Here is a 15,347-nt window from a genome sequence, read left to right as displayed (position 1 = left end):
GCCTGGACGGTAACGGAGCTGCGCAAGACTTATGCCACCCCGGCAAATCAGGCGCCTCCGGCGTGGAGGTAGCTTGTTCAGCCAAGCACAGCACCAAAATCGCGCCCGCTTCAACGAATGGTGCAAGGGTCGCACGGAAATGAGGCGGGTGGGGTTATTTGCACCGGAATGCAAAACGCCAGCTCGAAAGCTGGCGTTTTGGTGGAGCGAAGAAGCGTTGGCGCGAGGGCGTTAGCGTGGAAAGACCGGCTGACGCGTTGGCTTCTTGCCTTTGCCGGGTTTGGCCGCATCCGAGCGATCCTTGGCTGCCTGCTTGTTACGAGCAGCCGCCGCGGCCTTGGCCTCTTCGCGCTTGTCCCAAGGTTTGCTGCCGTCGCTGCCGCGTTGTGGCAAGCCGGTGTGCTGCGTCAGGATCTTGGTGGTCCTGGCAACCTTGTGGCTACCGGCCGGCGTCGAGTTCTTGCGGCGCGCGCTCTGATAGGTGTCGGTTTCCGGCTGGTGCAGCGGGATCAGCTGATGCTTGCCCGGCCCGATCAGATCGGCACGGCCCATTCGCTCCAGCGCTTCACGCAGCATCGGCCAGCCCTTCGGATCGTGGTAGCGCAGGAACGCCTTGTGCAGACGGCGCTGCTCTTCGCTCTTGACGATGGTGACCGAGTCGCTCTTGTACGTGACCTTGCGCAGCGGGTTCTTGCCGGAGTGGTACATGGCCGTCGCACTGGCCATCGGCGACGGATAGAACGCCTGCACCTGATCCGCACGGAAACCATTGCCCTTGAGCCACAGCGCGAGGTTCATCATGTCTCCGTCAGTCGTGCCCGGATGGGCCGCGATGAAGTAAGGAATCAGGTACTGCTCTTTGCCCGCTTCCTTGGAGTACTTCTCGAACATGCGCTTGAACTTGTCATAGCTGCCAATGCCCGGCTTCATCATCTGGTTGAGCGGACCTTCTTCGGTGTGCTCAGGCGCAATCTTCAGGTAACCGCCGACGTGGTGGGTGACCAGCTCCTTGACGTACTCGGGCGATTCGACAGCCAGGTCGTAACGCAGACCGGAGGCGATCAGAATCTTCTTCACGCCGGGCAGTTCACGGGCGCTGCGGTACAGCTGAATCAATGCCGAGTGATCGGTATTCAGGTTCGGGCAGATGCCAGGGAACACGCACGACGGCTTGCGGCACGCGGACTCGATCTCCGGGCTCTTGCAAGCGATGCGATACATGTTCGCCGTCGGCCCGCCGAGGTCGGAAATCACGCCGGTGAAGCCGGGGACCTTGTCACGGATCTCTTCGATTTCGCGAATGATCGAATCGTGGGAACGGTTCTGGATGATCCGGCCTTCGTGTTCGGTGATCGAGCAGAACGTACAGCCGCCGAAGCAGCCGCGCATGATGTTCACCGAGAAACGGATCATGTCGTAGGCCGGGATCTTCTCCTTGCCGTACACCGGGTGCGGGATGCGCGCATAAGGCATGCCGAACACGTAGTCCATTTCTTCGGTGGTCATCGGAATGGGCGGCGGATTGAACCAGACGTCGACTTCGCCGTGCTTCTGGACCAGCGCGCGGGCGTTGCCCGGGTTGGTTTCCAGGTGCAATACGCGGTTGGCGTGAGCGTACAGAACCGGGTCGTTACGGACCTTCTCCATCGACGGCAGCCGGATGACCGTCTTGTCGCGGGTCATGCGCGGGCTCGCCAGAATCTGCACGACCTTCGCTTCATTAGGATCCTCGACGTCACCCTTTTCCTGCTCGATGGCGCAGGCCTGGGTGTCTTGAGTGTTCACGTACGGGTTGATGATCTTGTCGATCTTGCCTGGACGGTCGATACGCGTGGAGTCGACTTCGTACCAGCCTTCCGGCGTATCACGACGAATGAATGCCGTGCCGCGCACGTCAGTGATGCTTTCGATCGTCTCGCCATAGGACAGGCGAGTAGCCACTTCAACGATGGCACGCTCGGCGTTGCCGTACAGCAGGATATCGGCGCAGGCGTCGATCAGGATCGAGTTGCGAACCTTGTCCTGCCAGTAGTCGTAGTGAGCGATGCGGCGCAGCGATGCTTCGATGCCACCCAGAACGATCGGCACGTTCTTGTAGGCTTCCTTGCAACGCTGGCTGTAGACCAGACTCGCACGGTCCGGACGCTTGCCCGCCATACCGCCCGGCGTGTACGCATCGTCGGAGCGAATCTTTTTGTCGGCGGTGTAGCGGTTGATCATCGAATCCATGTTGCCGGCCGCGACGCCGAAGAACAGGTTCGGTTCGCCGAGCTTCATGAAGTCGTCTTTTGACTTCCAGTCAGGCTGCGCAATGATCCCGACGCGGAAGCCCTGAGACTCCAGCAGCCGGCCGATGATTGCCATGCCAAACGAAGGGTGATCGACGTAGGCATCACCCGTGACAATGATGATGTCGCAGGAATCCCAGCCAAGCTGATCCATTTCTTCCCGGCTCATGGGCAGGAAAGGCGCTGGTCCGAAACATTCGGCCCAGTACTTCGGATAGTCAAATAACGGCTTGGCTGCTTGCATATCGATGACCAGTGTTCGTGTCTGGGGGCGATTTTCGCTTGGAAATTCGCGGGCGCGGAGAATAGCACAAATTTTGATCAAATCCGACGGCACAGGTCGGATTAGTGGTTAGCCCTGAACCGGCTACCTACTCATCATCATCAAAGTTGTAACTGCCCGGCGCGAGGTTTTCGAAGCGGGTGTACTTGCCGATGAACGCAAGCCGAATGAACCCGATCGGGCCGTTCCGCTGCTTGCCGATGATGATTTCAGCGATGCCCTTGTGTTCGGTCTCGGGGTGATACACCTCATCCCGGTACACGAACATGATGACGTCGGCGTCCTGCTCGATCGCTCCGGATTCCCGCAAGTCGGAGTTCACCGGGCGCTTGTTGGGACGTTGCTCGAGGGAGCGGTTCAGCTGGGACAGCGCGACCACCGGGCAATTGAATTCCTTGGCGAGCGCTTTGAGGGAACGGGAGATCTCGGAAATCTCGTTCGTCCGGTTATCCCCGCTCGAGCCAGGGATCTGCATCAGCTGCAGGTAGTCGATCATGATCAGGCCGATGTCGCCATGTTCGCGGACCAGCCGCCGCGTGCGCGCTCGCATCTCGGAGGGGCTGATGCCGGCCGTGTCATCGATGAACAGCTTGCGATCGTTGAGGAGGTTGACCGCCGATGTCAGGCGCGGCCAGTCATCGTCATCGAGCTGACCGGAACGGACCTTGGTCTGATCGATACGACCGAGCGACGAAAGCATACGCATGATCAGCGATTCGCCTGGCATCTCCAGCGAGTAGACCAAAACCACCTTGTCGCTGCGGAGCACCGCGTTTTCCACAAGGTTCATCGCGAAGGTGGTCTTACCCATCGACGGACGGCCTGCAACGATGATCAGGTCAGACTGCTGCAAACCGCTGGTCTTTTCATCCAGGTCGGCGTAGCCCGTGGAAAGGCCAGTGATGCCGTCGCCGATATTGAACAGCGTATCGATGCGGTCAATCGCACGGGTCAGCAGGTCGTTGACGCTGACCGGGCCGCCCGTTTTGGGCCGCGCCTCGGCGATCTGAAAGATCTGGCGTTCGGCCTCGTCGAGAATCTCTTCAGCGGTACGCCCTTCCGGGTTGAACGCACTGTCGGCAATCTCGGTGCTGATGCCGATCAACTGGCGCAGCGTCGCGCGCTGACGAACGATCTGGGCGTAGGCCTTGATGTTCGCGACGGACGGGATGTTCTTCGCCAGTTCCGACAGGTAACCCAGGCCACCGACCTGGGAGGTCTGGCCTTCCTTGTCGAGCTGCTCGGCCAGGGTGACGACGTCGATCGGTTGGTTCTGATCCGCCAGCTTGGCGATGGCGCGGAATATCAGACGGTGGTCATGACGATAGAAATCGCCATCCGACACCTGATCAAGCACGCGCTCCCAGGCGTTGTTGTCCAGCATCAAACCACCGAGCACGGCCTGTTCGGCCTCGATGGAATGCGGCGGCACCTTCAGGGCAGCGGTTTGCAGATCATATTGCTCGGGAGCGGAGATGTCGTTCATGGCCACACGGAAATCAGGGGGTTGAATCAGGATACTCAGAAATGACAAAGGGCACGACCTGCGAACAGGAACGTGCCCAATGCTAACCGACCGAGGAGCGAGTCGTCAGTCGGTCAGACTTCTGCACCGAAGCGCAGAAACCATACTGCTTAAGCAGCTACAACAACAACGCGAACGGTAGCTTCAACATCGCTGTGCAGGTGCACGGCTACGTCGTATTCGCCAACGTTACGGATGGTGCCGTTCGGCAGACGAACTTCAGCTTTAGCCACTTCAACGCCAGAGGCGGTCAGTGCGTCAGCGATGTCGTGAGTACCGATCGAACCGAACAGCTTGCCTTCGTCACCAGCGGTGGCAGTGATGGTCACTTCCAGCTCAGCCAGTTGAGCAGCACGAGTTTCAGCAGAAGCTTTCTTCTCGGCGGCAGCTTTTTCCAGCTCTGCACGACGCTCTTCAAACGCGGCCACGTTGGCAGCGGTTGCAGCGGTTGCTTTGCCGAAAGGCAGCAGGAAGTTACGACCGTAGCCAGCCTTAACGTTTACTTTATCGCCCAGGTTGCCCAGGTTGGCGACTTTTTCCAGCAGGATGAGTTCCATTTGGTAAAACCTCTTAACTTTAACCTTCACCGTTCGCAGAACCGTTATCGGCATCTTTCGACGCCAGACGGCCGCGAAAATCAATCAGGCTGTCGACAATGGCAATCACCACCAGCAACGGATAGATCAGCTGCATGAACAGCAACAGCGTGACGTACAACCCCACCAGCCAGAACCGTGTCAGGCGCTTTGCAGCCACCAGACCGTGAATCAGGGCCAGGCCCGCGAACATGAGCGGTACGCTGCACAACGGTGTCAGCATCGCCAGTTGAGGACCGAAGTTCGGCCCCACCAACATGCACACCAGCAGCACCAGCATCGGTGCCCGCGGGAGTTTCAGGCTGCGAAATTCGCGCCCGAAACCGCCTGGGTTATACAATAACGCCTGCCAGTACCGCCCAAGGATCAGGCATACCACGCTGACGATCTGCAACAACGCTGCAATCAGGCCGTTGAGGACGGGTGTAATCAGTGCCCCCAGACGCGCTCGCTCTTCTACCGACATCTGCTGGTAGACATCACCGAAGACGTGGGGCAAGAGCTTTTGCAGCTCTCCCGCCATGGCGTCGATGGGCTCGCGAAACACCGCGCCCAGAACCACTGCATACAACAATCCAACCGCTACGCTGACCAGCAGCACGCGGACCCAGGACTCGCTGGCACGCAACACGGCGGCCAACCCCCAAGAACCCAGCAACACCATCAGGGTGCGGGGTTCACCGAAATACCACCAGACCAAAGCCGGCAGCAGAGCCCAGGCGAGTACGCCTAAGGCGTCACTCATTCCGCGTCGCAGGAGCACAAGGCAACCTGCGGCAGCACTCAACCAGAACAACAGCGGCAATGCCGCACATCCAACCACTACGAGAGTGGCCTGCATGCGGCCGCGCATGATGAATTCAGCCATGGCGCGCATGCGATCTATCCCTTACTGCGTTTGTCGACTACCTGGTCTCAGCGGCCGTGGCTGTCGGTGTAGGCCAACAGGGCCAGGAAGCGGGCGCGCTTGATAGCGGTAGCCAGCTGACGCTGATAACGAGCTTTGGTACCAGTAATGCGGCTAGGAACGATCTTGCCGGTTTCAGATACGTAGGCTTTCAGGGTGTTGAGATCTTTGTAATCGATCTCCTTCACATTTTCAGCTGTGAAGCGGCAGAATTTACGACGACGGAAGAAACGTGCCATGTAATGGGCTCCTCAAAAGGTCCGTGGATTACTCGTCAGCGTTATCGCTGTTGTCGCTGTCATCACCATCGGCGCCATCGGCGTCGGAGTGCTCAGGACGGTCGCGACGCTCACGGCGCTCACTGCGGTTTTCTTCAGCCTTGAGCATTTCGGACTGGCCAGTAACAGCTTCGTCGCGACGGATGACAAGGTTACGGATCACGGCATCGTTGTAACGGAAGTTGTCTTCCAGCTCGGCCAGAGCCTTGCCAGTGCACTCAACGTTCAGCATCACGTAGTGAGCCTTGTGAACATTGTTGATTGCGTAGGCCAGTTGACGACGGCCCCAATCTTCCAGACGGTGGATCTTGCCGCCGTCTTCTTCGATCAGCTTGGTGTAACGCTCTACCATGCCGCCGACTTGCTCGCTCTGGTCCGGGTGAACCAGAAAGATGATTTCGTAATGACGCATGAATGCTCCTTACGGGTTGTAGCCTGCCGCCAAAGCGGTCAGACAAGGAGTGAATAACACTGGTTTATCTTGCACAGGAACAGGCACATGAGCACCTGCCATGACAGCAAGGGACGCGATTGTAGAGAAGGGGTCGGAGGGGCGCAAGGAGATTGGTGAATATTTGAACAATGGCTTTGAGCTACAAGCTACAAGCTACAAGCCGGAGCGTGACTGGCTCGAGCTTGAGGCTTGCAGCTTGCAGCTCGCTACTGACAACTACTTCTTGGCAGCCGCGCGCTGGCGCAGGGCTTCGAACAGGCAGACGCCTGTCGCGACCGAAACGTTGAGGCTGCTGACGCTGCCCGCCATCGGCAGACGTACCAGATAATCGCAATGCTCGCGGGTCAGGCGGCGCATGCCTTTACCTTCAGCCCCCATGATCAGGATGGTCGGGCCAGTCAGGTCCTGCTGATACAACTCTTGCTCGGCCTCACCTGCGGTACCGACAACCCACAGGCCGCGTTGCTGGAGTTTTTCCAGCGTGCGCGCCAGGTTGGTCACGGCCACGAGAGGAATGACCTCGGCCGCGCCGCACGCCACTTTCCGCACGGTCGGCGTCAAAGTCGCGGACTTGTCTTTCGGCACGATCACCGCCAGCGCACCGGCCGCATCGGCAGTCCGCAGGCAGGCGCCCAGGTTATGCGGATCGGTGACGCCATCCAGCACTAGGATCAGCGGCGGACCTTCGGTGCGGTCGAGCAGCTCGTCGAGCATCGCCTCGCCCCAGACCTGGCTCGGACTGACATCCGCCACCACGCCTTGGTGAACGCCCTCAACCCAAGCATCCATCTCGCGGCGCTCGGCCTGCCCCACCGACACGCGATTCTGCGCAGCGAGCTCGATGAGCACCTGAACCCGTGGATCGCTGCGCCCTTCAGCCAGCCAGATCTGCTTGACCCGCTTCGGGTGATGACGCAAAAGCGCCTCTACGGCATGAACACCGTAGATTTTTTCCAGCTGACTCATGACTTGGCCTTAGGCTTGCGAACACTGCCACTGCTTGCAGAAGAAGCCGAGCCCGATTTCGACGAACCCTTGCGGTGCTTGCTCGACTTGCCGGAAGCGCCAGCGGAATCACTCGTCGACTTTCCCGACGATGCCTTGCTACCACCCTTGGCTTCAGTCAGCAGCGCTTTCTTCATTTCACGGCTTTTGCGCACTTCTGCGTTCTTGGCAGCCGCATCACTTGGCCGATAGGCCTCGGCAACAGGCTCTTTCGCGGTCCGGCGACCCGACTTGGAAGCAGACGAGGACACCTTGGAATCCTTGCCCTTCTCTGCTGCAGCAGGCTCGGACGTCCGACGTTTGCGGCCGATCGGCGCGCTGGTGGTTTTCTCGGACATTTCGAAATCGATCTTGCGCTCGTCAAGATCAACACGCATGACACGCACTTCAACGGTGTCGCCCAGGCGGAAGCTGCGGCCTGTGCGCTCGCCGGCCAGACGATGGTGGACCGGATCGAAGTGGTAGTAGTCACCCGGCAATGCGGTGACGTGAACCAGGCCTTCGACATAGATATCGGTCAGCTCGACGAACAGACCAAAGCCGGTCACAGCCGTAATCACGCCCGGGAACGACTCGCCAACGCGGTCTTTCATGAACTCGCATTTCAGCCAGTTCGTGACGTCGCGGGTGGCCTCATCAGCACGGCGTTCGCTCATCGAGCACTGCTCGCCCAACTGCTCAAGCATCGCTTCGTCGTACGGGTAGATGCGCGCTTTCGGAATGACGGGAGCACCGGCACGACGAACGTGCGGCGTTTCCTGCTTGGAGCGGATCACGCTGCGGATCGCCCGGTGAGTCAGCAAGTCCGGGTAGCGACGAATCGGCGAGGTGAAGTGGGTATACGCTTCGTAATTCAGGCCGAAGTGGCCATGGTTATCAGAGCTGTACACCGCCTGACTCAACGAGCGCAGCATGACAGTCTGGATCAGGTGGTAATCCGGACGGTCCTTGATGGTTTCGAGCAGCGCCTGATAATCCTTCGGCGTCGGGCCGTCTTTGCCCTTGTGCAGGGAAAGACCCAGCTCGCCGAGGAAGGCACGCAGCTTTTCCAGACGCTCGGGCGGCGGACCGTCGTGGACGCGATACAGCGCAGGGATCTCGTGTTTCTTGAGAAACGCTGCAGTCGCTACGTTGGCCGCAAGCATGCACTCTTCAATCAGCTTGTGCGCATCGTTGCGAGTGGTCGGGCGGATCTCGGCGATTTTGCGCTCGGTCCCGAAAATGATCCGGGTTTCCTGGGTTTCAAAATCGATGGCACCGCGAACGTGCCGGGCGCCCAACAGCACTTTGTACAGTGCATAAAGCTGCTTCAGGTGCGGCACGACATCGCCATATTGCTCGCGTAGCTGCTTGGCTTCGGCGGCTTTTGGATGCTCCAGCATCGAGCTGACCTTGTTGTAGGTCAGACGCGCATGGGAGTGGATCACGGCTTCGTAGAAAACGTAGTCAGTCATCTCGCCGGTTTTGGAGATGGTCATCTCGCAAACCATTGCCAGACGATCAACCAGCGGATTCAGCGAGCACAGGCCGTTGGACAGCTGCTCAGGGAGCATCGGGATCACGCGCTCGGGGAAATACACCGAGTTGCCGCGCACCTGAGACTCAGCGTCGAGCGCCGAGCCAAGCTTCACATAGCTCGATACGTCGGCGATCGCCACGTAGAGCTTCCAGCCGCCGGAGAACAGGCGCAGCTTGCCGGGCTTGGCTTCGCAGAAAACGGCATCGTCGAAGTCGCGGGCATCTTCACCGTCGATGGTCACGAACGGAAGGTGACGCAGATCGACGCGGTTTTCCTTGTCCTTCTCTTCCACTTCTGGCTTGAGCTTGGCGGCTTCTTTCAGCACAGCCTCGGGCCAGACGTGAGGGATGTCGTAGGTACGCAGCGCGACATCGATCTCCATGCCGGGCGCCATGTAATTACCCACCACCTCAACCACATCACCTTGCGGCTGGAAGCGCGGCGTCGGCCAGTGGGTGATTTTCACCTCGACGAACTGACCGATCTTGGCGCCGTTGTTACGGCCTGGGGTGATCAGCACTTCTTGCTGGATTTTTGGGTTGTCCGGCTGGACGAAACCGATGCCGCTTTCTTCGAAGTAGCGACCCACCACGGTTTCGTGTGCACGGGAAATGACTTCGACGATCACGCCTTCCCGGCGACCGCGACGGTCCAGACCCGAGACGCGCGCCAGTGCACGGTCGCCATCGAACACCAGACGCATTTGCGCAGGGCTCATGAACAGGTCGTCGGAGCCGTCATCTGGCACCAGGAAGCCGAAGCCGTCACGGTGACCGCTGATGCGGCCCAGAATGAGGTCCAGCTTGTCGACCGGCGCGTACGTGCCGCGGCGGGTGTAAATCAGTTGCGCATCGCGCTCCATGGCGCGGAGCCGACGCCGCAAGGCCTCGATCTGATCTTCAGTCGTGAGGCCAAACTCTTCCACCAACTGCTCACGGGCGGCGGGCGAACCGCGCTCGGAAAGGTGCGCCAAAATCAGCTCACGGCTAGGGATGGGGTTTTCGTATTTTTCCGCTTCACGAGCGGCCTCGGGATCGAGGGACTGCCAATCGGCCATTAGAATGAGTTCACCTTATCTGGATGTAATTAGTTTGGCATATACCAGATTGAAACGCGAAGACAGCATTTGCTGGGACTTTTCGCTATTTCAAATTATTTTTGCACGGGGGCTTTACAGCCTTCAATCTCCTCCGTAAGATGCGCCCCACAACGACGGCACTGCCAAGTTGTAGTTGAAATCAAACGAAATATCGAATGAAATCAACGAACTGCCCAGATGGTGAAATTGGTAGACACGCCAGCTTCAGGTGCTGGTGACCGCAAGGTCGTGGAAGTTCGAGTCTTCTTCTGGGCACCAATTCAACGAAACCGAGCTTAGGCTCGGTTTTGTGCATTTTGCGGTTTGAAAAGTCAAGCCTGGCAAAACTGCCCTCAGCGTAGATTACTTCTCCCTGCCCTGTCCCACGCGGCAAATGAATCGCTCAACCGCCTCCCGAAGAAATTCAAAAATTCAGTTGCACTCCCACGAAAAATCTAATTAAATCAGCGCCATGCCCAGATGGTGAAATTGGTAGACACGCCAGCTTCAGGTGCTGGTGACCGCAAGGTCGTGGAAGTTCGAGTCTTCTTCTGGGCACCAAACAAACAAAACCGAGCCAAGTGCTCGGTTTTGTGCTTTCTGGGGGGCTGCAATACCCCCGTCCGTACAGGCGACTACGCCCGGAACTGCCCAAGACTCGCCTTGAGCTGAGCAGCAAGCCTGTCCAGCGTCTTGCCGCTGGCGGTTGTTTCCACCACGGCCTGCGCAGCCTTCTCGGCTTGAGCGTGAATGACTTCTACGCGCCCCCGTACTGCTTGCGCGCCGTGAGCTTGATGCTCTGCCGCACGAGTCGCTAAACCAATCGCCGCATGAACCTGCTCGACAGACAACTGCACCGACTGCTGTAGCCGCGCGCTGTCCTTCAATACCGCCAAGCCTTCTTTGGCCTGACGCCCGGCCAGACCAATCGTTGCCACCGCTTCGCGCGCCCCGGATTGCAGCTTGGCGATGTGCTCCTGAATATCGCCCGTTGAGCTTTGCGTCTTGCTCGCCAACGCGCGCACTTCATCGGCGACAACGGCGAAACCTCGACCGGTCTCGCCCGCACGCGCTGCCTCAATGGCCGCGTTGAGGGCAAGCAAGTTGGTTTGCTCGGCGATGCCATGGATCACTTCCAGCACCACTTCAATCTGCTGGCTTTGCTGCGCCAGCCGCTCGATGACCTGGGAGCCGGTCTCCACCTGCCCGGCCAGCGCCTCAATCAGGCTGCCCACCTGATTGGAGGTGCGTGTGTTTTCATCGGTCGCCTGACGGATGTCCACCACCTGCCGCAATGCTGCCTGCATCGCCTGGCTCTCGGCCTGCGCCTCGTCAGCCATCTGCGCCAGCGCTTGAAGGCTGGCAGCCACTTCATCACGCTGCAACTCGGCGGCAGCGCCGGCGCCCGCATTGCGTTTGCTCATGGCGCCGATCTCAACCCCCGTCTGTTGCGCCACATCGCCCGCCTCTCGAACGATCGGCTGCAATTTGTCGACGAAGCGGTTCACCGCCGCAGCCATATCGCCTATCTCATCGTTGCTGTTGAGTTTGACGCGCTTGGTCAGATCGCCTTCGCCTGCTGCCAGATCATCCAGCGCACGATTGAGCAGCTGCAAGCGCAACACGACGCGGCGCCCCAGCACGATGGCCAACACCACCAGCACACCGAGCCCCACCAGAGACAGCCCGACGCCGATTCTCCAGCGCAACGTGGACGCAGCCTCCTGTACAGCGGAACTGGTATTGGCTGCCATCGCAGTGGCCGACGATTGCGCCGTTTGCAGACGCGAGCGCAATGCGGCAGAACTCTCGGCCGCAGCGCCGCCCAGACTTTCCGAAACCAGTTGATCACCGCTGCCGATCAACGCAACGAAGCGTTTGTCCAGCGCCGCCAGATTCTCTTCCACCGACGTGGTCGATACGCCCATGCGTACTTTGCCGATTTCCACACCGTTGGGGCTGATCGAAGCCTCGACGTAATAAACCGAAGGATCCTTCTGCGCCGCATTCAGGACCTTGTCCATGGCACGCTCGCCCTCGCCTTTCGCCAGCAGGGCCTTGATCGATTCGTTCTCGCGATTCAGATAACGCGTCAGGTGCTCACCTTGAGCATCGTCGTAGACCACAAAAAGCACGTTCGGATTGCGTTGCGCACGGCGCGCGAACTCCGACAGCGTCGGCGTATCGCCATCCCACATCGCCCGTGGCGCGACAGCAGCCAGCAGCTCGGCCATGTCCGTCGCTGAATCCCGCAGGTCTTTCTCCAGCGTCGCACGCAGTTGCTTCTGTTCGTCTTTCAGACGCGTCGACAGGCCCGCGCTCAGGCGCTGACGTGTATTTTGCGAAAGACTGTCCAGACTGGACGTTACGTCGCCGCTTGCCTGTTCCAGTTCGTCGGCCAAGTGTTGCGAATCTACACTCAGCCGCGCCGCCAGTTCAGCTTCGAGCGCAGTAACGGTGCTCCGAGTGAGGGCGACGGCAACCAGCACCTGCACCACAAGGGCAATACCAAGAGCAATGAATACGGGTCGCAGCAAGCGACTGCGTAGAAGAGAAGTAACAGCCGACACAGGAAATCCCCCACAACACACGCCATTAAAATGTTGGCATCGCGTAATACGTGGAATCACAGCAAGGGTCGTGCCGCAGTGGCGGGATTGAATGGAGGTGCAAGCCAACGGACAAAACAAAGGGCCGCCGAAGCGACCCTTTGTTTGTGTTTCAACGACTTATCAATCGAACGGGTGACGCAGAACGATCGTCTCGTTGCGATCAGGGCCCGTCGAAATAATGTCGATCGGTGCGCCAACCAGTTCTTCAAGGCGCTTGATGTAAGCGCGAGCGTTGGCAGGCAGCTCTTCCAGGGTCTTGGCACCCAGGGTCGACTCGGACCAGCCCGGCACTTCTTCGTACACTGGCTCCAGGCCGATGTAGCTGTCAGCGTCGGTCGGGGCGTCGATCACTGCACCGTTCTCGTTCTTGTAGCCCACGCAGATGTTGATGGTCTCGAGACCGTCAAGCACGTCCAGCTTGGTCAGGCAGATGCCCGAGATGCTGTTGACGTCGATGGCGCGGCGCAGGATAACAGCGTCGAACCAGCCACAGCGGCGGGCACGGCCGGTGGTTGCACCGAACTCGTGGCCACGCTTGGCCAGGAATGCGCCGACGTCGTCGAACAGCTCCGTCGGGAACGGACCCGAACCCACGCGAGTGGTGTAGGCCTTGGTGATGCCCAGGATGTAATCCAGGTACATCGGCCCCATGCCCGAACCGGTGGCGATGCCGCCGGCAGTGGTGTTCGAGCTGGTGACGTACGGGTAGGTACCGTGGTCGATGTCCAGCAACGAACCCTGGGCACCTTCGAACATGATGTCTTTGCCGGCGCGACGCATTTCGTGCAGCGTGGCGGTCACGTCGAGCATCATCGGCTTGAGCAGCTCGGCGTATTCCATGCACTCGTCGAGTGTCTTCTGGAAGTCGATGGCCGGCTCTTTGTAGTAATTCACCAGAACGAAGTTGTGGTAATCCAGCAGCTCGCCCAGCTTGGCGGCGAAGCGTTCGCGGTGGAACAGATCACCGATGCGCAGGCCACGACGCGCAACCTTGTCTTCGTAAGCCGGACCGATGCCGCGACCGGTTGTACCGATCTTGTGCTCGCCACGGGCTTTTTCACGGGCCTGATCAAGGGCCACGTGATAGGACAGGATCAGCGGGCAGGACGGGCTGATGCGCAGACGCTCGCGCACCGGAATGCCTTTCTCTTCCAGCTTGGTGATTTCGCGCATGAGTGCATCAGGCGCAACAACCACACCGTTGCCGATCAGGCACTGCACGCCTTCGCGCAGGACGCCGGACGGAATCAGGTGCAGGACGGTTTTTTCGCCGTCGATCACCAGCGTGTGGCCAGCGTTGTGGCCGCCTTGATAGCGCACTACCGCGGTTGCATGTTCGGTCAGCAGATCAACGATCTTGCCTTTGCCCTCATCACCCCATTGGGTGCCCAGGACTACGACATTCTTACCCATAACACTTGTCCTCATTCGCGCAAACTTGGTGCCGGCAGCGGCCGGCGGGGAAACTCAAGAGGCCAGCGGCATTACCTGCCAACGCTCGCCCTGCTGAATCAATTGCCGATCGCAGTCGGCGTCTTGCGCCGCTGAAACCGGTTGGCCTGGCAAGGCCTGAACCACACGCTGACCTTCTGCGCGCAGCTGACAGACCTTCTGCCACAGCACCGCATCAGTGCTGTCCGGCATCCAGATACCGCCTGACGGTAGCTCGATCTGCGCCTGACCGCGTGTGACCAGGGTTTTCAAATCGGTGGAAAAACCCGTTGCCGGGCGCGCACGACCGAAGTCGGCACCAATGTCATCGTACCGACCGCCTTGAGCGATCGACTGGCCAACACCCGGGACGAACACCGCAAACACCACACCGGTGTGGTAGTGGTAGCCGCGCAATTCGCCGAGGTCAAAATACAACGGTAGCTCAGGAAACCGGGCCGACAGACGTTCGGCGATTTCCTGCAGATCATCCAGCGCTTCGATGACCGGCGCCGGCGCATTCACCAGACGGTCGCGAGCCTGCGCCAACACGCTACGGTCGCCACACAGATCCACCAGCGCGCGCAGCATGCTGGCCAGATCCGCCGACAGACCTTCGGTCAACGCAATGACCTCGTCGATGGCTTTGCGCTGAAGTGCATCAAACAGCTGTTGCTCGACTTCGCCGGACAACCCGGCAGCGCGGGCAAGGCCGCGGTAAATCCCGACGTGGCCCAGGTCCATATGGACGTCCGGCACGTCAGCCAGTTGCAGCATCGCCAACATGAGGCTGATGACTTCGACGTCGCTGCTCGGGCTCGCATCGCCGTACAACTCGGCACCCAGCTGGATCGGACTGCGCGAGGACGACAACGCACGCGGCTGGGCATGCAGCACGCTGCCTGCGTAGCAGAGACGGCTCGGGCCTTCACGGCGCAATGTATGCGCGTCGATGCGGGCGACCTGCGGCGTGATGTCCGCGCGGAACCCCATCTGCCGACCCGATTGCGGGTCGACGACTTTAAAGGTGCGCAGATCCAGATCCTGGCCTGCACCGGTGAGCAGCGATTCGAGGTATTCGATGTGCGGGGTGACGACAAACTCGTAGCCCCAGCTCTGAAACAGATCCAGCACCTGACGACGCGCGACTTCAATACGCGCAGCTTCCGGCGGCAGTACTTCTTCGATGCCATCCGGCAGCAGCCAGCGGTCAACCGTTGTCATTACGCCTTTCCCCTATGATCCGGGCGGCCGGCCCTTGGGCAAGCCTTGAGTGAAGCAGACAGCATTCTGCGGACGCATGGCAAGGAAACCTCCCCTGCCTGATGCGCCGCAATAGCGTGAACACTGTCCTCGAAAAAACTGCCGCGC

Annotated in this window: 11 protein-coding genes and 2 tRNA genes; 2 read left to right on the top strand and 11 right to left on the bottom strand. The window is 59.7% G+C overall.

The genetic code is table 11. From position 1 onward, the window contains the following. Window positions 1–231: 231 nt before the first annotated feature. From IFT47_RS15615 to rnr, 8 genes are all read right to left on the bottom strand, one after another. Window positions 232–2,532 carry a YgiQ family radical SAM protein gene (locus tag IFT47_RS15615; protein WP_192171087.1) on the bottom strand — a complete coding sequence of 767 codons (2,301 nt, stop codon included), beginning with the start codon at window positions 2,530–2,532 and terminating at the stop codon, window positions 232–234. Between the two features lie 127 nt (window positions 2,533–2,659). Beyond that, entirely contained in the window at window positions 2,660–4,057 is a 1,398-nt protein-coding gene (gene dnaB, locus IFT47_RS15610; RefSeq protein WP_065987793.1) for a replicative DNA helicase, read from the bottom strand. 149 nt (window positions 4,058–4,206) lie between these two features. Next, window positions 4,207–4,653 carry a 50S ribosomal protein L9 gene (gene rplI, locus IFT47_RS15605; protein ID WP_065987794.1) on the bottom strand — a complete coding sequence of 149 codons (447 nt, stop codon included), beginning with the start codon at window positions 4,651–4,653 and terminating at the stop codon, window positions 4,207–4,209. Window positions 4,654–4,672: 19 nt separating this feature from the next. After that, window positions 4,673–5,569, bottom strand: coding sequence for a hypothetical protein (locus IFT47_RS15600; RefSeq protein ID WP_192171088.1), 897 nt, complete (start codon window positions 5,567–5,569; stop codon window positions 4,673–4,675). 38 nt (window positions 5,570–5,607) lie between these two features. Then, window positions 5,608–5,838 (bottom strand): 30S ribosomal protein S18, encoded by a 231-nt coding sequence (rpsR, locus tag IFT47_RS15595; RefSeq protein ID WP_037015707.1) that lies wholly within the window; start codon window positions 5,836–5,838, stop codon window positions 5,608–5,610. 28 nt (window positions 5,839–5,866) lie between these two features. After that, window positions 5,867–6,289 carry a 30S ribosomal protein S6 gene (rpsF, locus tag IFT47_RS15590; RefSeq protein WP_065987796.1) on the bottom strand — a complete coding sequence of 141 codons (423 nt, stop codon included), beginning with the start codon at window positions 6,287–6,289 and terminating at the stop codon, window positions 5,867–5,869. Between the two features lie 258 nt (window positions 6,290–6,547). Then, on the bottom strand, window positions 6,548–7,297 hold the full coding sequence (rlmB, locus tag IFT47_RS15585; protein ID WP_037015712.1) for a 23S rRNA (guanosine(2251)-2'-O)-methyltransferase RlmB: 750 nt from the start codon (window positions 7,295–7,297) through the stop codon (window positions 6,548–6,550). Next, window positions 7,294–9,912: a ribonuclease R gene (rnr, locus tag IFT47_RS15580; protein ID WP_192171089.1), complete on the bottom strand. Its 2,619-nt coding sequence runs from the start codon at window positions 9,910–9,912 to the stop codon at window positions 7,294–7,296. Before rnr ends, rlmB begins: the two co-directional genes overlap by 4 nt. 213 nt (window positions 9,913–10,125) lie before the next feature. On the opposite strand from rnr, the gene IFT47_RS15575 reads away from it, so the two are divergent. Further along, window positions 10,126–10,212 (top strand) — tRNA-Leu (locus tag IFT47_RS15575). Window positions 10,213–10,407: 195 nt separating this feature from the next. Further along, window positions 10,408–10,494, top strand: a tRNA-Leu gene (locus IFT47_RS15570). A 74-nt stretch (window positions 10,495–10,568) separates the two neighbouring features. On the opposite strand, the gene IFT47_RS15565 is transcribed toward IFT47_RS15570, so the two are convergent. The 3 genes from IFT47_RS15565 to IFT47_RS15555 form a co-directional block, all read right to left on the bottom strand. Next, window positions 10,569–12,503 (bottom strand): methyl-accepting chemotaxis protein, encoded by a 1,935-nt coding sequence (locus IFT47_RS15565; protein ID WP_192171090.1) that lies wholly within the window; start codon window positions 12,501–12,503, stop codon window positions 10,569–10,571. Between the two features lie 162 nt (window positions 12,504–12,665). Then, a complete protein-coding gene (locus tag IFT47_RS15560) occupies window positions 12,666–13,958 on the bottom strand; it encodes an adenylosuccinate synthase (protein WP_122533816.1) in 1,293 nt (430 codons plus the stop codon). 54 nt (window positions 13,959–14,012) lie between these two features. Next, complete coding sequence (locus tag IFT47_RS15555) at window positions 14,013–15,200, bottom strand: ATP phosphoribosyltransferase regulatory subunit (protein ID WP_192171091.1); 1,188 nt, start codon at window positions 15,198–15,200, stop codon at window positions 14,013–14,015. Window positions 15,201–15,347 lie beyond the last annotated feature (147 nt).

The sequence above is a fragment of the Pseudomonas sp. CFBP 13711 genome (genome assembly GCF_014842265.1).
Lineage (GTDB): Bacteria > Pseudomonadota > Gammaproteobacteria > Pseudomonadales > Pseudomonadaceae > Aquipseudomonas.
Note: the sequence above shows the minus strand (reverse complement) of the source record. Positions and strands in the feature narration are given on the sequence as shown.